Annotated in this window: 20 protein-coding genes; 13 read left to right on the top strand and 7 right to left on the bottom strand. The window is 63.8% G+C overall.

All coding sequences use genetic code 11. From position 1 onward, the window contains the following. Positions 1-25: 25 nt before the first annotated feature. From ruvC to ACYG9Y_RS27525, 3 genes are all read right to left on the bottom strand, one after another. Positions 26-535 (bottom strand): crossover junction endodeoxyribonuclease RuvC, encoded by a 510-nt coding sequence (gene ruvC / locus ACYG9Y_RS27535; RefSeq protein ID WP_023737867.1) that lies wholly within the window; start codon positions 533-535, stop codon positions 26-28. A 67-nt stretch (positions 536-602) separates the two neighbouring features. Next, positions 603-1133 carry a protease adaptor protein RcdA gene (rcdA, locus tag ACYG9Y_RS27530; protein WP_023688956.1) on the bottom strand — a complete coding sequence of 177 codons (531 nt, stop codon included), beginning with the start codon at positions 1131-1133 and terminating at the stop codon, positions 603-605. 347 nt (positions 1134-1480) lie between these two features. Further along, complete coding sequence (locus ACYG9Y_RS27525) at positions 1481-1864, bottom strand: hypothetical protein (RefSeq protein ID WP_023737868.1); 384 nt, start codon at positions 1862-1864, stop codon at positions 1481-1483. A 311-nt stretch (positions 1865-2175) separates the two neighbouring features. Between ACYG9Y_RS27525 and ACYG9Y_RS27520 the strand changes: the two genes are divergently transcribed. Further along, on the top strand, positions 2176-2727 hold the full coding sequence (locus ACYG9Y_RS27520) for a DUF2269 family protein (RefSeq protein ID WP_245260371.1): 552 nt from the start codon (positions 2176-2178) through the stop codon (positions 2725-2727). Here ACYG9Y_RS27520 and ACYG9Y_RS27515 read toward each other — a convergent pair. Next, entirely contained in the window at positions 2724-3494 is a 771-nt protein-coding gene (locus ACYG9Y_RS27515; RefSeq protein WP_023737869.1) for a sulfite exporter TauE/SafE family protein, read from the bottom strand. The genes ACYG9Y_RS27520 and ACYG9Y_RS27515 overlap by 4 nt on opposite strands. A gap of 229 nt (positions 3495-3723) precedes the next feature. Here ACYG9Y_RS27515 and ACYG9Y_RS27510 point away from each other — a divergent pair, with 229 nt between their 5' ends. Next, positions 3724-4221, top strand: coding sequence for a GNAT family N-acetyltransferase (locus ACYG9Y_RS27510; RefSeq protein WP_023737870.1), 498 nt, complete (start codon positions 3724-3726; stop codon positions 4219-4221). Here ACYG9Y_RS27510 and ACYG9Y_RS27505 read toward each other — a convergent pair. Continuing rightward, positions 4178-4615, bottom strand: coding sequence for an Lrp/AsnC family transcriptional regulator (locus tag ACYG9Y_RS27505; RefSeq protein ID WP_023704892.1), 438 nt, complete (start codon positions 4613-4615; stop codon positions 4178-4180). The genes ACYG9Y_RS27510 and ACYG9Y_RS27505 overlap by 44 nt on opposite strands. 129 nt (positions 4616-4744) lie before the next feature. On the opposite strand from ACYG9Y_RS27505, the gene ACYG9Y_RS27500 reads away from it, so the two are divergent. The 3 genes from ACYG9Y_RS27500 to ACYG9Y_RS27490 all read left to right on the top strand — a co-directional run bounded on the left by ACYG9Y_RS27500 (position 4745) and on the right by ACYG9Y_RS27490 (position 7563). Continuing rightward, on the top strand, positions 4745-5662 hold the full coding sequence (locus ACYG9Y_RS27500) for a DMT family transporter (protein ID WP_023684172.1): 918 nt from the start codon (positions 4745-4747) through the stop codon (positions 5660-5662). A 142-nt stretch (positions 5663-5804) separates the two neighbouring features. After that, positions 5805-6452 (top strand): thiamine phosphate synthase, encoded by a 648-nt coding sequence (locus ACYG9Y_RS27495; protein ID WP_023737871.1) that lies wholly within the window; start codon positions 5805-5807, stop codon positions 6450-6452. A gap of 46 nt (positions 6453-6498) precedes the next feature. Next, positions 6499-7563: a tetratricopeptide repeat protein gene (locus tag ACYG9Y_RS27490; protein WP_198018613.1), complete on the top strand. Its 1065-nt coding sequence runs from the start codon at positions 6499-6501 to the stop codon at positions 7561-7563. A 9-nt stretch (positions 7564-7572) separates the two neighbouring features. On the opposite strand, the gene ACYG9Y_RS27485 is transcribed toward ACYG9Y_RS27490, so the two are convergent. Then, positions 7573-8589 carry a zinc-dependent alcohol dehydrogenase family protein gene (locus tag ACYG9Y_RS27485; RefSeq protein WP_023737873.1) on the bottom strand — a complete coding sequence of 339 codons (1017 nt, stop codon included), beginning with the start codon at positions 8587-8589 and terminating at the stop codon, positions 7573-7575. A gap of 80 nt (positions 8590-8669) precedes the next feature. Here ACYG9Y_RS27485 and ACYG9Y_RS27480 point away from each other — a divergent pair, with 80 nt between their 5' ends. The 7 genes from ACYG9Y_RS27480 to ACYG9Y_RS27450 all read left to right on the top strand — a co-directional run bounded on the left by ACYG9Y_RS27480 (position 8670) and on the right by ACYG9Y_RS27450 (position 14814). After that, positions 8670-9554: a LysR family transcriptional regulator gene (locus ACYG9Y_RS27480; RefSeq protein ID WP_023737874.1), complete on the top strand. Its 885-nt coding sequence runs from the start codon at positions 8670-8672 to the stop codon at positions 9552-9554. A 141-nt stretch (positions 9555-9695) separates the two neighbouring features. Next, positions 9696-10262 carry an elongation factor P gene (efp, locus tag ACYG9Y_RS27475; RefSeq protein ID WP_023668757.1) on the top strand — a complete coding sequence of 189 codons (567 nt, stop codon included), beginning with the start codon at positions 9696-9698 and terminating at the stop codon, positions 10260-10262. A gap of 22 nt (positions 10263-10284) precedes the next feature. Beyond that, positions 10285-11085, top strand: a complete 801-nt coding sequence (locus tag ACYG9Y_RS27470) for an inositol monophosphatase family protein (RefSeq protein WP_023684166.1) — start codon at positions 10285-10287, stop codon at positions 11083-11085. Positions 11086-11194: 109 nt separating this feature from the next. Further along, positions 11195-11911: a PAQR family membrane homeostasis protein TrhA gene (trhA, locus tag ACYG9Y_RS27465; RefSeq protein WP_023737875.1), complete on the top strand. Its 717-nt coding sequence runs from the start codon at positions 11195-11197 to the stop codon at positions 11909-11911. A 179-nt stretch (positions 11912-12090) separates the two neighbouring features. Then, positions 12091-13116 (top strand): MotA/TolQ/ExbB proton channel family protein, encoded by a 1026-nt coding sequence (locus tag ACYG9Y_RS27460; protein ID WP_023668754.1) that lies wholly within the window; start codon positions 12091-12093, stop codon positions 13114-13116. Position 13117: 1 nt separating this feature from the next. Continuing rightward, positions 13118-14149: a peptidoglycan -binding protein gene (locus tag ACYG9Y_RS27455; protein ID WP_023684164.1), complete on the top strand. Its 1032-nt coding sequence runs from the start codon at positions 13118-13120 to the stop codon at positions 14147-14149. Between the two features lie 239 nt (positions 14150-14388). After that, positions 14389-14814 (top strand): hypothetical protein, encoded by a 426-nt coding sequence (locus tag ACYG9Y_RS27450; protein ID WP_023737876.1) that lies wholly within the window; start codon positions 14389-14391, stop codon positions 14812-14814. A gap of 78 nt (positions 14815-14892) precedes the next feature. Here the strand turns inward: ACYG9Y_RS27450 and ACYG9Y_RS27445 are convergent, their stop codons facing one another. Next, positions 14893-15246 (bottom strand): DUF1304 domain-containing protein, encoded by a 354-nt coding sequence (locus ACYG9Y_RS27445; protein ID WP_023668751.1) that lies wholly within the window; start codon positions 15244-15246, stop codon positions 14893-14895. A 146-nt stretch (positions 15247-15392) separates the two neighbouring features. Between ACYG9Y_RS27445 and ACYG9Y_RS27440 the strand changes: the two genes are divergently transcribed. Next, positions 15393-16880, top strand: coding sequence for a carboxypeptidase M32 (locus ACYG9Y_RS27440; RefSeq protein WP_023733004.1), 1488 nt, complete (start codon positions 15393-15395; stop codon positions 16878-16880). The last annotated feature ends 2 nt before the right edge of the window (positions 16881-16882 follow it).

Raw genomic sequence — 16882 nt, 5'->3', positions numbered from 1 at the left:
TACCGTGAACAAGTCAAGAACGCGCCTAACCGGCCAGCGCCATCCTGTAGGCGACGCTTTGCCGGTGATGCGCGTGGCAGATGGCAATAGCCAACGCGTCTGCGGCATGTTCGGTGTCGAAAACGGCTTTCGGCAACAGCACCTTTACCATCATGTGGATCTGCTTCTTGTCGCCATGGCCAACGCCGATCACCGCCTTTTTGACGGCATTGGGGGCATATTCGGCGACGACAAGGCCGGCGAGCGCCGGCACCAGCATGGCTATGCCGCGCGCCTGGCCGAGCTTCAGTGTCGCCACCGCATCCTTGTTGACGAAGGTTTGCTCGACGGCCGCTTCCTGCGGCATGGCCGCATGCAGGATCTCGGCCAGCCCGTCATGCAATTGGCAGAGCCGTGTCGCCAGCGCCGCCTTGTCGTCGGAGCGTACAGTGCCGGAACTGATAAAGCGCAGCGAGTTGCCGAGGCTCTCGACGATGCCCCATCCGGTGCGCCTCAGCCCCGGATCGATACCGATAATGCGAATCGCTTCCCTCATGCGCGAAGTCTACCTCCGGCGCACAGCGATGTCAGGGAAATGTGAACAAACCGGAAACGGGAAGCGTTTAACCTCGAGCGAAAGCCGTATTCAGCAGCGTGATCTGGTCGGAAACCGGATTGGCGCGGCGGCCTGTTACCGGCGTCTCGGCAAACGCGCCGCCATAGATCTCTTCGTCCATGCGGCGCACCAGCGCCTGCAGGCGCAGCGAGCGGGTGACGAGGTCGAGGAAATCCTTCGGCAGTTCGCCCCAGCCGACCGCTTCGTCATGCGCCGAGGCGGTGTCGAGACGCACCTTGGATTTTTCCGAGGCGACCTGGTCGCGGGTCATCTCGCCGGAATTTGCCGCCCGCTGCAAAAGCAGCCAGGAGGCGACCTGCATCAGCCTTGTGGTCAGCCGCATCGATTCGGCCGCATAGAGCGTCGCCGCCAGTCTGGACAGCTTCTTGGCCTCGGCCCGGCCCTTGCCGTCGAGATATTCCGCTGCTTGCTCAACCAGGCCCATGCCTTCCTGGTAGAGCGGTTTGAAGGATTGGGAGAAAACCCGGCGTTCCGCCAGCTTGATGGTTTTCGCGCTGCCCTTCGAAGGCTCGTTCATCGATACGCCCCTGCACTGCCCCGTCGGCTGATTCGGCTTCATCGCCGTCACGCCGGCACCCTAGATGACTGAAGCTTGAAAATGCGCTTCGCCGCCGGCGAAGGCAAGCACATGTTTAACAAACGGTTAACGCCTGCGCAGGGGCGCCAAGCGGACCAAAAGCAGACAAAAAAAGAGCCGCGGATAAGGCGGCTCTCAGGAGTTTAACAGGGAGGCGTCAAACGAAGTGGCTCCAACCACTCGGTAAGAATCCAGATCACTGGATGGACATAGTAAACACCTGTAAAGCTTAATGAACCCTTAACCCGCGGATATTTCTTGTTCGACCGCTGCCCTTCTGTACCGTATCAGCACAACGGCCCCCATACAGCCGGCAAGGAAATGAAGGCGAACAGCAGCATTGCCGCATAAAAGCCCATCGAGGAGGAAGCCAGCACCGGCTCGATCTCCGGATGGCCGGCAAGTTCAAAGTAAAGCCCAATCATCAGTGCGATGCCGCAGATTGCCGTCAGCCAGAAATGCACGACGGCAATCGTCTTTTGCCCGACCGCTGGAAACAGGTGGTAGAAGAAGGCAAACACCGCCGACATCAGCCAGCCCGCCACCATGGTGTGCGCGTGGGTCGGCATCTGCCCATGGTCATTGGAGATCGCCATATGCAGGCCGAGCGCCATGCCGCACAGGGAATAGATGACGGCCAGGGTGAAGAAATTTCGTGCTACGCCTTGCATGGGATACCCTCGTTGGTTGTTGCAGACTTGGTCCGACCGCGCGCGGCCAAAATGGAGCGTCGGTCGCGAGCGGCTTAGTCCCCGCAGGTTTCAGGATCATGCCGCGAAACCAGCCAATGCCGACACGGCGTCCATCCGGCAAATGCCGGGTATTGTGCGGGCTGGCGGTAAAATCCGGCGACGGCGCCACCGCAACAAGCCGGCACCCACGCGGCATCTTCTGGATACATGTACGGAGATAATCCGCCCTCCTTCGGAAGCAGACGCGCGAAAGCAGCGTTTACCCCCGGAACGATGCACAAGGAGCGGCAATGGACTGGTATTCTCTCTTCAAATTCCTGCATGTCATGGCAGCGATCCTCTGGCTCGGCGGCGGTTTCGCCATGCTGCTGGTTTCGATACTCGCCGATCGCGCCGGCGACGACGAGACGCTGATGGTCATGCTGAGAACGACGGACAAACTCGGCTTGCGTATGTTCGTGCCGGCGTCTATCGCGACCCTGGCTTCTGGTCTGGTGCTGACTTCGCTATGGACCGGCTTCTCCGACCTTTGGGTCGTCATCGGCCTTTGCGGCTACGCCGCCGCGTTTCTGACCGCTGAAGCCTTCGTTCGAAAAGCTTGCCGCAATGGTTGCCGCGGACGGCATGACCCCTGCCGCGATAGCGTTTGGCCGCCGCATGATACGGATCGTCAAGTTCGATTTCGTCATCATGATCGCCGTCGTCGCCGACATGGTGCTGAAGCCGACCGCGCACGACATCGCCATTCTCGGCGCCATGGCGGTCGTGGTCGTTGGTGGTGCATCGCTGACCTTTGCGAGCGCCCGGCGAACCAAACCGGCAGCCGCCTGAGCGGCATTTAGAACAGGCCGGCGATTCCGTCCCAAAGCAGCTTGACCGCGACCACGGCCACGGTCGCGTAGGTGAAGGGATAAAAAATCTCCGGCCGCATGCGCCGCACCAGCCAGGCGCCGGCGATGGTGGCCAGCGGCGCCAGCGGCATCAGCACGGCCGACGCCGTCAGGTTGGCGGTGTCGAACTGGCCAAGCGCGAAATAGGGGATCAGCTTCAGCGCGTTGGTGGCGGCAAAGAAGATCGCCGATGTCCCCGACAGCACCTTCGGATCGAGCCGGATCGGCAGCGCATAGACCTGGAAGGGCGGCCCGCCGACATGGGCGACGAAGCTGGTGAAGCCGGCGACGGTGCCCCAGAAGGCGGCGGCGATGCGGTTGGGCGCCGCCGCATGGTCGGAACCGTGGCGGAACTGGAGATAGAGCCAGCGCAGCACGAAGATCAGCGCGACAGCGCCGACGATCAGCCGCACCATCTCTTCGGTTACGAGCGCTGCCGTCAGCCAGCCGAGCCCAATGCCGATCACCGCGCCCGGCATCATGTCGACCAGCATCTTTCTGTCGTAGACGCCCCACCACGTCCACACCGAAACGATGTCCATCAGGCACAGGATCGGCAGCAGGATGGCCGCCGCCTGCACCGGCGGCATGGCCAGCGCCATCAAAGGCACGCCAACGAAGCCGACAGCGCCGCCGAAGCCGCCTTTCGACAGCCCGACAAGTATCACCGCCGGAATGGCGGCGGCATAAAACCACGGATCGGCGAGCAGACCTGACATGAACTGGAAATGCTGGAGGGAAGACGGTTGCCCTGCAATAGCCCAGAAACCCTTGCGCCGCGACCGGGAAAATGCCGGCCGTGTCGATCAACTGTGCGTAAAGCGACGGTTCCGGATTTACGGCAAGATCGCCGCCGATGCATAAGGGCGCCGTCCGATGCATCAGGTTTTGACCCCAGGTTTTGGCCCCAGGTTTTGACCCCAGGTTTTTGACCCCAGGTTTTTGACAATGAGCGAACCCCACATCCGCCGCGCCGAAGCGGCCGACCTGCCTGCCATCGTAGCCATGCTCACCGACGATCCGCTTGGCCGCAGCCGCGAGGATGCGACCGAGCCACTCGCCAAGGCCTATCGCGACGCCTTTGCCGCCATCGACGCCGACCCCAACCAGTTTCTTGCCGTGATGACGGATAGCGGCCGCGTCATCGGCACGTTGCAGATCAGCTATCTCGCCGGGCTGTCGCTGCAGGGCGCCTTGCGCGGCCAGATCGAGGCTGTGCGCGTCGCCGCCGACCGGCGCGGCGAATGGCTGGGGCAGCGTTTGCTGGAATGGGCGGTCGAACAGTGCCGCGAACGCGGCTGCAAGATTGTCCAGCTGACCACCAACAAGAGCCGCCAGGACGCCCATCGCTTCTATGACCGGCTCGGCTTCAAGGCCAGCCACATCGGCTACAAGCTGGAGCTTAATTCAGTGGCGGCGGACGGCGCCGGATCGGCTGCGCCTTGATGATGGCGGTGCTGGTCTCCGCCTTGTCGGCGATGCGGTCGAGAAGCTTGTCGAGCTCGCCGATGGAGCGTACGTAGAGCCGGGCCACGAAACAGTCGTCGCCGGTGACCTTGTCGCATTCGCCGAATTCCGGGATCTCCTCGATCAGCTTCTGGACAATATGCAGCTTGCCCGGCAGTGGCCGCACCCGCACGATCGCCTGCAGCGGAAACCCCAGCGCCTCCGGGTCGATCTCGATGGTGAAGGCGCGGATGACGCCGCGTTCCTCGAGCCGCCGCAGCCGTTCCGAGACGCTCGGCGACGACAGCCCGACCTGCTGCGCCAGATCCTTCAACGAAGTCCGCGAATCCAGGATCAGGATGTCGAGAAGCTTTCTGTCCAACTCGTCCAGCATTTTCATCTCCTCGCAAAAGGGCAGCGCGCGCCTTATTAAATAAGGTGTTGCCCCCTTATCACCTTTCATAGGGCATATAAACCCTCAAGACGGCATGAGATTATGGCCTCAACAGATAGAGGTATTGTCATGGACAACACGGTACGCGGCACGATCGAGATGACGGCGGCGATGACGATCGTCGGCACGATCGGCTGGTTTGTCGTCATGTCGGGCCAGCCCGTTATGGACGTGGTGTTCTGGCGCTGCGCCTTCGGCGCGGTGGCGCTGCTGATCACCTGCGCGGCACTCGGGCTGCTGCGCGGCAGGCTGACGCTGCGCATTGTTGCCATCGCCGCTCTTGGCGGCGCGGCCATTGTCATCAACTGGCTGTTGCTGTTCAGCGCCTTCTCCCGCGCCTCGATCTCGATTGCCACGGCGGTCTACAACACGCAGCCCTTCATGCTGGTCGGCTTCGGCGCGCTGTTCTTCGGCGAGCGGCTGACCCTGGCCAAGCTGACCTGGCTCGGCATCGCCTTCGCCGGCATGCTGCTGATCGTGCAGACAGGGCCCGATGCGGGTGTCGGTTCCGGCATAACCGGCACAGATTATGTCATCGGCATCGTCATGGCGCTCGGAGCGGCCTTCTTCTGGGCTGTCGCGGCAATCGTCGCCAAGAAGCTCAAGGGCACCCCGCCGCATCTGATCGCGCTGATCCAGGTCTGCGTCGGCGTCGTCATGCTGGCGCCCTTCGCCAACCTCTCGCATTTGCCCGCCGATGCCTGGAGCTGGGCCATGCTGGCCACGCTTGGCGTCGTTCACACCGGCCTGGTGTACATATTGATGTACGCCGCCATCCAGAAACTGCCGACGCATCTGCAGGGGTCGCTGTCCTTCATCTATCCTGTCGTGGCGATCCTGGTCGATGTCATGGCTTTCGGCCACCGGCTGCATCCGGCCCAGCTCGTCGGCGCCGCCGCGATCCTGGTCGCCGCCGCCGGCATGAACCTCGGCTGGACTTTGTGGAAAGCCAAACCAACGGTCGAAAGCCCGCAAGCCGTCAAATGAGCCGCAGAGCGTCGGCTCGCCGGCGATCGTAAACCAAAGCCAGCGCATCGTTCCCCGCCCGCCTGTTCAAGGCGGGCGCTTTGTTCTATGCCGCAATGCAACCATCTTCGCCCGGCATAGGCGAAACCCGGGATCGAAAGCCATGAACGACGCAACACCCCCCAACCGCTGCCGCATCGTGCTGATCGCGCCTAAGGACGCTCCGGCCGAGCGTATTGCGACTGCCTTCGACGGCGGTGATATCGCTTCGCTGATCCTGCCTGAGAACGGCATGGACGAGGCTGCCTTCCAGGCCTTTGCGGAACAGATCGTACCGGCGGCGCAAGCGGCCGGCATCGCCGTCATCATTGGCGGCGACACCCGCATTGCCGGCCGTGTCCAGGCCGACGGCATTCATGTCGAGGTTTCCAAGGACGCGCTGGCCGAGACCATCGAGCACTTCCAGGGCAAGATGATGGTCGGCGCCGGCGGCGCCAAGACGCGCGACGACGCGCTGGAACTGGGCGAAACCAGGCCCGACTACATCTTCTTCGGCCGCTTCGGCTACGACAACAAGCCCGAGCCGCACCCGCGCAACCTGTCGCTTGGGCAATGGTGGGCGGACGTGATCGAGATCCCTTGCGTCGTCATGGCCGGTTCCGCCATCGCTTCGGTAGAAGCGGTGGCCGCCACTGGCGCCGAGTTCGTGGCGCTGTCCAGCGCCGTCTTTGCCGAAGGCGCCGATCCGAAGGCGGCGATTGCTGCCGCCAATGCGCTGCTCGACGAAACCGCGCCGCGCTTCGAGGGCTGACGTGCGCCGACCTGGACTTCCTCTCGCGGTTCTCGTTGCGGCCTTGATGAGCGGGGCAGCGATCGCGGCGGAGACCGTTCCGCTGCCGCAGCCGAGGCCGGACACCAGCGCGCCCGCCCTCAGCGTGCCGGATGCGGTCGCCCCCGATGCGGGTGCCCCAAAAGCCAGTGCCACGGATTCCGGCGTCCATATCGACAAGCCGATCGACACCCCGCTGCCGCAGCCGGCGACAACCGCGCCGCTGCCGTCGGCCGACGCGATCAACCCCGAACGTTTCGGCGCCAAGCCGGCGGACCCCGCCTATGGCGCTTTCCAGCGCGGTCTTTACAAGACCGCCTACAATCTGGCGTTGGTGCGGGCCAAGAATGGCGACCCGGCGGCGCAAACGCTCGTGGCCGAGATTCTGTCGCGCGGGCTGGGCGTGCCGCTCAACCCGGCTGAGGCCGCCAAATGGTATGCGCAGGCCGCCGAGCAGGGGATTCCTGAATCGCAGTTCCAGTATGCGCTGATGCTGCTCGACGGCCGCTACGTCAAGAAGGACGAGAAGGGAGCCTATGCGCTGATGCAGGCCGCCGCCGAGGCCGGCAACCGGCTGGCGCAGTTCAACTTCGCGCAATTGCTCGTGCAGCAGGATCCGGGCGATGCCGGCATCGCCCGGGCTGTGCCCTATTATGAGCGTGCCGCGGCGACAGGGCTTGCCGACGCCCAGTATGCGATGGCGCAGGTCTATGCCAATGGCGTCGGCGGCAAGACGCGAGACGATGGAAAGGCGCGCAGCTTGCTGGCACAGGCTGCCAGGCAGAACTACGACACCGCGCAGATCGATCTTGCCGCCTGGATGATCGAGGGCCGGGGCGGTGTTCGCGACCTGAAATCCGGCTTCAACTGGATGAAGCAGGCAGCTGAAGGCGGCAATGTCGCTGCCCAGAACCGGTTGGCAAAGCTCTATATGGGCGGCATCGGCACCGACCCCGACCTGATCCTGGCTGGGGCCTGGTATGTGGTCGCCCGCCGCGCCGGCCTTATCGATCCGGAGATGGACGATTTCCTGCAAGGGCTGACCGACGATCAGACAAAGCAAGCCTTGCAGAAGGCCAACCGCCTGCCCTGACACGCAACGTCACTCTGTATGATCCAGCACGACCTTGCCGAAGGGAGAGCCGTGTTCGAGATGGCGAAAGGCCTGCGCTGCCTCTGCCCATGGGAAGACCCGGTCGATCACCGGCCGCAGCCGATTGACGGCGAGCGCCCGGTTCATCGCTTCGAAGGACTCGCGCGAGCCGACCGGTATGCCGCGTGCTTTCACCTGGCGTCGGAAGATGTCGAGCGGATTGATCACCCCTTCGCTGCCGCCGAGATAGCCGATGACGTTGATCTGGGCGCCGCGCGCCGACGCCTTGAGCGACTGCGCGAAACTTTGGGGACCACCGACTTCGATGATGTGATCGGCGCCGCGGCCATCGGTCAGCGCCAGCACGGCCGACGACCAATCCGGATTGTCGCGGTAGTTGACGCCATCATGCGCGCCAAGCCCCTTCGCCCGGGCAAGCTTCTCATCGCTGCTCGACGTAACGACGACCCGCGCGCCGGCCGCCTTCGCGAACTGCATGGCAAACAGCGATACGCCGCCCGTGCCGAGGCTGAGCACGGTCTCGCCCGGCTTGAGGTTGCCTTCCGTAAACAAGGCATGCCAAGCGGTGACGGCGGCGCAGGGTAACGTCGCCGCCTCTACGTCGCTGAGATGCGCCGGCGCGATGACAGCCGCCTGTTCGTCCAGCCGGGCGAATTCGCTCAGCAAACCGTCGATGGGGCCGCCGCGCTGGTATGAGGGTTCGGCCATGGCGAAGCTGCCGCCGACCCATCGCTGCCAGAACGTGCCGCAGACCCGGTCGCCGACCTTGAAGCGGCTGACCTCGGAGCCAACCGCAACGACCTCGCCGACGCCGTCGGAAAGCGGCACCAGCGGCAAGGGGAATGTCGTGTGATAGCTGCCGCGCGCGATCTCGACATCGCGGTAGTTGAGCGCCGTCGCCTTGACGCGGACGATCATCTCCTGACGGCCGGGCTCCGGCGTTGGTCGTTCGACCATCTTGAGATTGTCGATGCCGCCCGGCTTCTGCAGTTCGATTGCCTTCATTGTCATTGTCCTTCCGTTTGAAAGGAAAATCGCTTGCCAGGCGGTGGATTTCAAATTCATAATGTTCAGAATGATTATGCTTGCAAAACATCGTTCTGGCTATGCTTGAGGAATTACGCACGCTCGCCCTGTTTGCCGAGGAGGGCTCGATCCAGAAGGTCGCCCGGCGCCTGCCGCTGACGCAGCCGGCTGTGACCCGGCAAATCCAGCGGCTGGAGGACATGCTTGGCACGACGCTGCTCGACCGCCGGCAAAAGCCGCCGCGACTGACGCCGACGGGGCTGGAAGTGCTGGCGCGCGGCCGCGATATCATCGCTTCCGTAGAAGCGCTGAAATCCTTCGCCGGAAAGACCGAGCCGGAAGGACTGTTCCGCCTGGGTCTCGCCCATGGCCTCTCGGACCGCGACATAGCGGGGGCCATCGCCAACGCCGCGGCGGCGTTCCCGAAAGTGTCGCTACGGCTCAAGACCGGCTGGAGCGCCGAACTGATCGATCAATTCGAACGCGGCGAGCTCGATGTGACGATTGTTCTGCGATCGTCGGACAAGCCAGGTCCGGAAGCGCTTGGCACTGAACGTCTTGGCGTCATAGCTGCGTCCACCGTCGCCGATCCGGAAGACGGTGGCCGGACACCCATGCCGTGGGTGCTTAGTCCGGCACCTTGCGACGCGCGCCAGAAGCTCACGTCCGTTCTGGTCGGCGGAAGGCGTCATTTCGAGATCGCGGCGGAGATACAGGATCCGGCCTTGCAGATGGAATGGGTCCGTCGGGGGCACGGCCTTGGGCTAATGCCGTTGCGTCTTGCAAGGCGCCGACTTCCCGACGGCCTCATGCTCGTCAACACGGCAGATGTCGACCTTTCCTTACAGGTCGCCGCACTTCGCTCGCCTCATCTCAACCGGCTGACTGAGGCTGCGGATGCCATCGTCGAGGCCGTCGGCAAAGTCATTGCAGCCCAGGTTTGAGGCTACCAGCCGCTGTCGGGCGATCTGGCATCCCTTGCCTCTCCTGCCGATTTGTGGTCTTGGGGGCCCGAAATCGCTTGTCCAGCGACCATCCCCATACCAACGGCCAAGCCGTTGGTAGCATCCCGGATCAATCTCATCATGGCCAAGATCAATGGCAACGAAATCCGTCCCGGCTATGTCATCGAACACGATGGCGGCCTCTGGGTGGCGGTCAGGACCAACACCGTCAAGCCCGGCAAGGGCGGCGCGTACAACCAGGTCGAACTGAAGAACCTGATCAACGGCACCAAGCTCAACGAGCGCTTCCGCTCGGCGGAGACCGTCGAGCAGATCCGGCTCGATCTGAAGGATTTTTCCTTCCTCTACGCCCAGGACGACGCGCTGGTGTTCATGGACACGCAGAGCTACGAGCAACTCGAGCTGGCGAAGGATTTCGTCGGCGACCGCGCCGCCTTCCTGCAGGACGGCATGATGGTGACGGTCCAGCTCTATGAGGACAGGCCGATCGGCATTTCGCTGCCCGACCAGGTGACGCTGACCATCACCGAGGCCGACCCGGTGGTGAAGGGCCAGACGGCCGCGTCCTCGTACAAGCCGGCGGTGCTGGAAAACGGCATCCGCGTGCTGGTGCCGCCATTCATCGGCGCCGGCGAACGCATCGTCGTCGACACCAACGAACTCACCTACATGCGCCGCGCAGACTGACGCGTAGGCAGGAACAGATACGATGGCACGCTCCGCACTTCTCAATGTCATGGTCCAGGCCGCCATGAAGGCCGGCCGCTCGCTGTCGCGCGACTTCGGCGAGGTGCAGAACCTGCAGGTGTCGATGAAGGGACCGGGCGACTATGTCAGCCAAGCCGACCGCAAGGCCGAGGACATTCTGTTTGCCGAACTGTCGAAGGCACGGCCGGGCTATGCCTTCCTGATGGAAGAGCGCGGCATGATCGCAGGGGACGACGACCAGCACCGTTGGATCGTCGACCCGCTCGACGGCACCACCAATTTCCTGCACGGCATTCCGATCTTTTCCATCTCGATCGCGCTGGAGCGACAGGGCCAGTTGGTCGCCGCTGTCATCTACAATCCGGCAATGGATGAGCTCTACACCGCCGAGCGCGGCGGCGGCGCCTTCATGAACGATCGCCGGCTGCGCGTTGCCGGCCGCAGCAAGCTCACCGACTGCGTCATCGGCTGCGGCGTGCCGCATCTCGGCCGCGGCCAGCACGGCAATTTCCTCGTCGAGTTGCGCAATGTGATGGCCGAGGTCTCGGGCGTGCGCCGCCTGGGTTCCGCCGCGCTCGATCTCGCTTATGTCGCCGCCGGCCGCATGGACGGCTTTTGGGAAACCGGCCTTTCGGCCTGGGACATTGCCGCCGGCCTGCTGCTGATCCGCGAGGCCGGTGGCTTCGTCTCCGACATGGATGGCGGCCAGGATATGCTCGAGGCGGGTTCGCTCGTCGCCGGCAACGAGGTCATCCAGCGCGCGCTGCTCAAGGCGGTGAAGAAGCCGCTTTCGGCGCGCTGATCACTTGGCATGCCGGCGCGGCGTGCTGAAGCGCCGCAGTCGCAAAACCGCAATCAAAGCTTGAAATACTGCCCGGCGGCCGCCCAGATAAGGGGACGCAGGATCTTTTATGACGAGCATACCTTCACTATCCTCGCGAGAGGCGCAGCCAGACCAGCCAATTGAAATCCCTTTTGTCGGGCGTTGGCACTACTCGCGTGCGGAGATGATCGCCGATGGCATCGTCCATGCGGTCGGCATCGTGCTGGCGATAGCAGCCGGCTCGGCCTTGCTGGCGCTGGCCGCCTTCCATGCCGGTCCCGGCGAATACATCGCCGCCGCCTTCTTCGTGGTGTCGCTGCTGACTGTGCTGTTGATTTCGCTGACCTACAATCTGTGGCCGGTGACGTCGCCGGCGAAGTGGATCTTGCGGCGCTTCGATCATGCGGCGATCTACCTCCTGATCGCCGCGACCTACACGCCCTTTCTGGCCCAGCTCGACGGCTCGCCGCTGGCGCTGCCGATGATTGTCCTTGTCTGGACCGCTGCTTTGACCGGCATTGCCATGAAAGTGTTCCTGCCCGGCCGCTTTGATCGTCTGGCCATTGTCTTCTATCTCGCCATCGGCTGGAGCGGCGTCGTCCTGGTCAAGCCGCTGGTGGCGACGTTGCCGACGACTTCGATCGCGCTGATTGTCGCCGGCGGCGTCGTGTACTCCTGCGGCGTCATCTTCTTCGCCTGGAAACGCCTGCGCTTCCACAATGCCCTCTGGCACGGCTTTGTCGTCACCGGCGCCGGGCTGCATCTTGCCGCCATGGTCGACTGCCTGGTCGTCAACCGCCTCTGAACGGCGTGGTGCGGCCCGACAGTCGGGCAATATTGCCAAGCGCCATTCAATTTGGTCACAATTCCGTTTAGAGTCGCGAATTACGTGATCGGCGGCAATGGAGCGGTTCCAGGGAAGTATGAGCGGCTTCCCGTTCGGAATTGCGTCAAGGCAAATAGAGCATCGGAAACGGGGCACGGATGGCTTTTCTCAGATCCTTCGGCGTGGGCAGGCGTTCTGATGTCCTGATGTACGATCCGCACAAACTGTCGAGCCCGCAGGTCTTCCTCCTGACCATGGTCATCTTCCTGGTCATCGTCGCCTTCATCGCCGCCATCCTCACCCGCCAGATCTCGACCGCTTTCGGGAGCAATCCCGGCCTCAATGGCCTCATCGTCGGCGTCCTTGTGGTCGGCATCCTGCTCGCCTTCGCCCAGGTCGGACGACTGTTTCGCGAAGTGCGCTGGGTCAATTCCTTCCGCGCCGGTTCCGAAACCACCGAGCCGGTGCTGCTGGCGCCGATGAAGGCGATGATCGGCCGCTCCTCGACGGTCGCCTTCTCGACGTCTTCGATGCGCACCATGCTGGATTCGATCGCCACCCGCCTCGACGAAAGCCGCGACACCTCGCGCTATCTCGTCGGGTTGCTGGTGTTCCTCGGTCTGCTCGGCACCTTCTGGGGCCTGCTCAACACCATCGGCTCGATCCGCGAAACCATCGAATCGCTCGATCCCGGCACCGGCGACGCCGCCGCGGTGCTCGATTCGCTGAAGCAGGGGCTGTCGGCGCCGCTGGCCGGCATGGGTACGGCCTTTTCGTCCTCGCTGTTCGGCCTTTCCGGGTCGCTGGTGCTAGGCTTCCTCGACCTGCAGGCCGGCCGCGCGCAGACCCGCTTCTATACCGAGCTTGAAAACTGGCTGTCCTCGGTCACCGATCTCTCCTCCGACATCGCCGTCGCCGACCCGGCCAAGACTGAATCCTCCGACGAGATCCGGGTCCTGTCGGAACGGCTGCGCAGCATGCAGGAAAGCGGCGGCGGCTCCAATCCGCGCGTCGCCACCGCCATGGCCAATCTCGCCGACGGCATTTCCGGACTGGTCAAGAACATGCGCTCCGAGCAGCAGATCATGCGCGACTGGGTCGAGGCCCAATCGGACGAGCAGAAGGCGATGCGCAACACGCTGGAAAAGATCGCCGACGCGCTGAAGAAACCCGGGGTCCACTAGCATGGCTCTCGCCAGGGGCCGGCGCACCGATCGCCGGATCGACTATTGGCCGGGCTTCGTCGACGCGCTGTCGACGCTGCTGCTCGCCATCATGTTCCTGCTCACCGTTTTCGTGCTGGCGCAGTTCCTGCTCGGACGCGAACTCTCCGGCAAAGATACGGCGCTCACGCGCCTCAACTCGCAGATCAACGAACTGACGCAGTTGCTGGCGCTGGAGCGCTCGAGCGCGCAGGACAAGGACGATTCGCTGGCCAATCTGCAGGCGTCGCTGTCGGCCGCCGAAGCTGAGAAGAGCCGGCTCGAGCAGCTGCTGGCACAAGGTGCCGGCGCCGGCGACGCCGCCACCCAGCGCGCCGCGGAACTCGGCGGCGAACTCGACAGCCAGCGCCAGATCAGCCAGCAGGCGCTGAGCCAGGTCGAGATCCTGAACCAGCAGATCGCGGCACTGCGCAAGCAGATCGGCGCGCTCGAGGACGCCCTCAACGTGTCCGAAACGCGCGACCGCGATTCCAACACCAAGATCGCCGATCTCGGCCGTCGGCTCAACGTCGCGCTGGCGCAGCGCGTGCAGGAACTGAACCGGTACCGCTCCGACTTCTTCGGCCGCCTGCGCGAAATCCTCGCCGATCGCGAGAACATCCGCATCGTCGGCGACCGCTTCGTCTTCCAGTCGGAAGTTCTGTTCCCGACCGGCTCCGAAGTGATCAACGATGCCGGCAAGGTCGAGATGAAGAAGCTCGCCGACGCCATCATCGAGTTGCAAAAGGAAATCCCGCCCGAGATCAACTGGGTGCTGCGCGTCGACGGCCACACCGACAACAAGCCGCTGTCCGGCGCCGGCCGCTATCGCGACAATTGGGAATTGTCGACGGCGCGTTCGACCTCGGTGGTCAAGTTCCTGATCGAGAACGGCGTGCCCGCCAACCGGCTGGTTGCGGCCGGCTTCGGCGAATTCCAGCCGCTCGACCCCGCCGACACCGAAGACGCCCGCAACAAGAACCGACGCATTGAACTGAAACTCACCGAACGGTGATTTTCAGTCACGCGAAATTGTTTGCCAGCTCAACTCTAGGGCGAAACGCCAGGCCGGCAAGGCCTGAAAACATTATCTTTCTTTAATTACACTTCGCGTTTCCGGGCTCCTACTTTGACGCGCAGGGCCGAGAACCGCCGGCGATGCCTCCCATCGCGACGCGACGGAACCGGACGGCCCGCTTCCGGAAGGCGGAGCGAAAGCGCTTGCCCCTTCCATAGCAGGAGGAGACGCACATCATGCGCTCTTTGAAGACTCTCAGGACCGCAACCCTCACGACACTTCTGATCACTGTTCCACTCGCCGGCGCCTATGCCGCCGGACATCACAAGGGCGCCCTCGACGCCAGCGACCCGACCGACATGACCGGTCCGCGTGTGACCGGCCTGATCGAGCAGGTGCGGGGCGTCGAACAGGGCATCGCGGATGCGCGCGAAACCAAGGGCATCTCGACCTCGGAAGCGCAGTGGCTGCATCTGCGTGCGGCGCATATCGGCCAGGCCGCCGAACGGGTCGCCGCTTCGGACCATGGCCGGATCCCGGCCGCGCAATATCACGATCTGCTGCGCCGCCTCGACAATGTCGATCAGAGGCTGATGTCCGACACCGGCAGCGGCTTCATGATCGGTGATGGCTCCGACGGTGGGAATTATCCGAACGGCTGAGATCCGCTCTGATATCTCCAGGAATGAGGAAGGGACTGTCTGACGCCCCCGGATCTGGCTCCGAGGGCGTCTTTTTTGTCACCAGCCCAGCCACAGCGCAGCGAGGGCCAGCACCGCCGGCACGGTCTGAATATAGAGGATCTTCCGGCTGGCAGTCGCCGCGCCATAGAGGCCGGCGACGGCGATGCAAAGCAGGAAGAACACCTTGATCTGGAATCCCGCCGCGCCGAGATAGAGGCCCCAGATCAGCCCGGCGGCAAGGAAGCCGTTGTAGAGCCCCTGATTGGCGGCGAGCACCTTCGATGCGCTGGCGAAGTCCGGCTTGAGGTTGAACGCCCTGTGCCCGCGCGGTGTGTCCCACGCCACCATCTCCAGATAGACGATAAAGAGGTGGATCAGGGCCACCAGCCCGACCAGGATATTGCCGATCATCTTAGTCTCCCCTCCATGGCGGTGTTCCACCGTCAGCCAGCATTCCACGCACCAGCTCACCGGCGCAAGCTGCATAGCCACCTTTGAGGGTTGCCAATCCTGGCGCGTTGGTATCTTTTCCCGCGGTCCAAAACGCGGAACCTGTCATGTCTTTTCAGAAGCTCGATGATCTCGGCCACAAGCTCGAAGCGCTGGAACATGCGCTCGCTATCCTCGGCGCCGACGAGGCGACCCACATGGCCGTCGGCGGCGGCGAGAAGCGCGCCGAAGCCATGTCGTCCCTGGCCGGGATGCTGCATATCAGGGCAACGGCGCCGGAGATCGCCGACTGGCTCGCCGCCGCCGAACAGGAGGCGCTGAACGAGGAGCAGCAGGCGGCGGTCCGCGAACTGCGTCGCCAATACACCAACCTGACCTGCCTGCCGGTCGAATTCGTCGAGCGCCAGACGGTGGCGCGTATGCGCTCCGAGCAGCTCTGGCGCGACCTGCGCGCCAAGAATGACTGGGCCGGATTCCTGCCGGCGCTCGAAGGTGTCATCGCGCTGGTGCGCGAGGAAGCCGCCCTGCGCGCCGACGCGCTCGGCCTCGATCCCTACGACGCGCTGATGGAGCAATACGATCCTGGCAACCGCGCCGCCGACATCACGCCGGTGTTCACCGAGCTGAAGACATTCCTGAAGGGCTTCGTGCCGGAAGCCCTGGCCGCGCAGGAAGCGCGCCTGGCCAGGCATCCCGTGAAGCCGCTCTCCGGCAGCTATGCGATCGACCGGCAGCGCGAGCTTGGTCTCGCCATGATGGCTTCGGTCGGCTTCGACCTCACCCACGGTTCTCTGTCCGTATCGCACCATCCCTTCTGCGGCGGCGTGCCGAGCGACGTGCGCATCACCACCCGCTACAAAACGTCCGATTTCCTGTCGGCTTTGATGGGCGTGCTGCACGAGACCGGCCACGCGCTCTACGAGCAGAACCTGCCGAAGGCCTGGGCGCACTGGCCGCTCGGCAAGGCGCGCGGCATGGCGGTGCATGAAAGCCAGAGCCTGTTCGTCGAGAAGCAGATCGGCCGCAACCCCGAATTCTGGCGCTGGGCGCTACCGGTGGTGGAAAAGCATCTCGGCGAGGCCTGGTCGCTGGACGACATCCTGCCGCATGTGCACCGGGTCGAGCGCGGCCTGATCCGCGTCGACGCCGACGAGGTCACCTACCCGCTGCATGTCATCCTGCGCTACGAGTTGGAGCAGGAGCTGGTCTCGGGGCGGCTGCAGGCGGCCGACCTGCCCGAAGCGTGGGACGCCAAGATACGGGAGTATCTTGGCCTTTCGACCATCGACAACCCAGCCGACGGACCGATGCAGGACGTGCATTGGCCAGGCGCCGCCTTCGGCTATTTCCCGTCCTATACGCTGGGCGCCATGATGGCGGCGCAGCAATGGGCTGCGCTGACGCGCGACCATCCTTCAGCCGACAGCGATCTCGCCAGGGGCAATTTCGCCGCCATCAATGACTGGCGCCGCGACAATATCTGGTCGCAGGGATCGCGCTGGTCGACGCCCGAACTGCTTGAGCGCGCCACGGGCGAGAAACTGAATGCCGCGCATTTCACCGAGCATCTCCGCAAGCGGTATGGTCCCGCCTGATT

The sequence above is a fragment of the Mesorhizobium sp. W050 genome (assembly GCF_054719535.1).
This window is presented reverse-complemented; position numbering and strand designations above follow the sequence as displayed.

Coding starts and splice junctions, on each gene's coding strand:
- ACYG9Y_RS27455 (WP_023684164.1), top strand. CDS start 13,118: ATGGCTCTCGCCAGGGGCCGGCGCACCGATCGCCGGATCGACTATTGG.
- ruvC (WP_023737867.1), bottom strand. CDS start 535: ATGAGGGAAGCGATTCGCATTATCGGTATCGATCCGGGGCTGAGGCGC.
- ACYG9Y_RS27520 (WP_245260371.1), top strand. CDS start 2,176: ATGGACTGGTATTCTCTCTTCAAATTCCTGCATGTCATGGCAGCGATC.
- ACYG9Y_RS27445 (WP_023668751.1), bottom strand. CDS start 15,246: ATGATCGGCAATATCCTGGTCGGGCTGGTGGCCCTGATCCACCTCTTT.
- ACYG9Y_RS27485 (WP_023737873.1), bottom strand. CDS start 8,589: ATGAAGGCAATCGAACTGCAGAAGCCGGGCGGCATCGACAATCTCAAG.
- ACYG9Y_RS27470 (WP_023684166.1), top strand. CDS start 10,285: ATGGCACGCTCCGCACTTCTCAATGTCATGGTCCAGGCCGCCATGAAG.
- ACYG9Y_RS27525 (WP_023737868.1), bottom strand. CDS start 1,864: ATGCAAGGCGTAGCACGAAATTTCTTCACCCTGGCCGTCATCTATTCC.
- ACYG9Y_RS27510 (WP_023737870.1), top strand. CDS start 3,724: ATGAGCGAACCCCACATCCGCCGCGCCGAAGCGGCCGACCTGCCTGCC.
- efp (WP_023668757.1), top strand. CDS start 9,696: ATGGCCAAGATCAATGGCAACGAAATCCGTCCCGGCTATGTCATCGAA.
- ACYG9Y_RS27500 (WP_023684172.1), top strand. CDS start 4,745: ATGGACAACACGGTACGCGGCACGATCGAGATGACGGCGGCGATGACG.
- ACYG9Y_RS27505 (WP_023704892.1), bottom strand. CDS start 4,615: ATGCTGGACGAGTTGGACAGAAAGCTTCTCGACATCCTGATCCTGGAT.
- ACYG9Y_RS27440 (WP_023733004.1), top strand. CDS start 15,393: ATGTCTTTTCAGAAGCTCGATGATCTCGGCCACAAGCTCGAAGCGCTG.
- trhA (WP_023737875.1), top strand. CDS start 11,195: ATGACGAGCATACCTTCACTATCCTCGCGAGAGGCGCAGCCAGACCAG.
- ACYG9Y_RS27460 (WP_023668754.1), top strand. CDS start 12,091: ATGGCTTTTCTCAGATCCTTCGGCGTGGGCAGGCGTTCTGATGTCCTG.
- rcdA (WP_023688956.1), bottom strand. CDS start 1,133: ATGAACGAGCCTTCGAAGGGCAGCGCGAAAACCATCAAGCTGGCGGAA.
- ACYG9Y_RS27515 (WP_023737869.1), bottom strand. CDS start 3,494: ATGTCAGGTCTGCTCGCCGATCCGTGGTTTTATGCCGCCGCCATTCCG.
- ACYG9Y_RS27490 (WP_198018613.1), top strand. CDS start 6,499: ATGAGCGGGGCAGCGATCGCGGCGGAGACCGTTCCGCTGCCGCAGCCG.
- ACYG9Y_RS27450 (WP_023737876.1), top strand. CDS start 14,389: ATGCGCTCTTTGAAGACTCTCAGGACCGCAACCCTCACGACACTTCTG.
- ACYG9Y_RS27495 (WP_023737871.1), top strand. CDS start 5,805: ATGAACGACGCAACACCCCCCAACCGCTGCCGCATCGTGCTGATCGCG.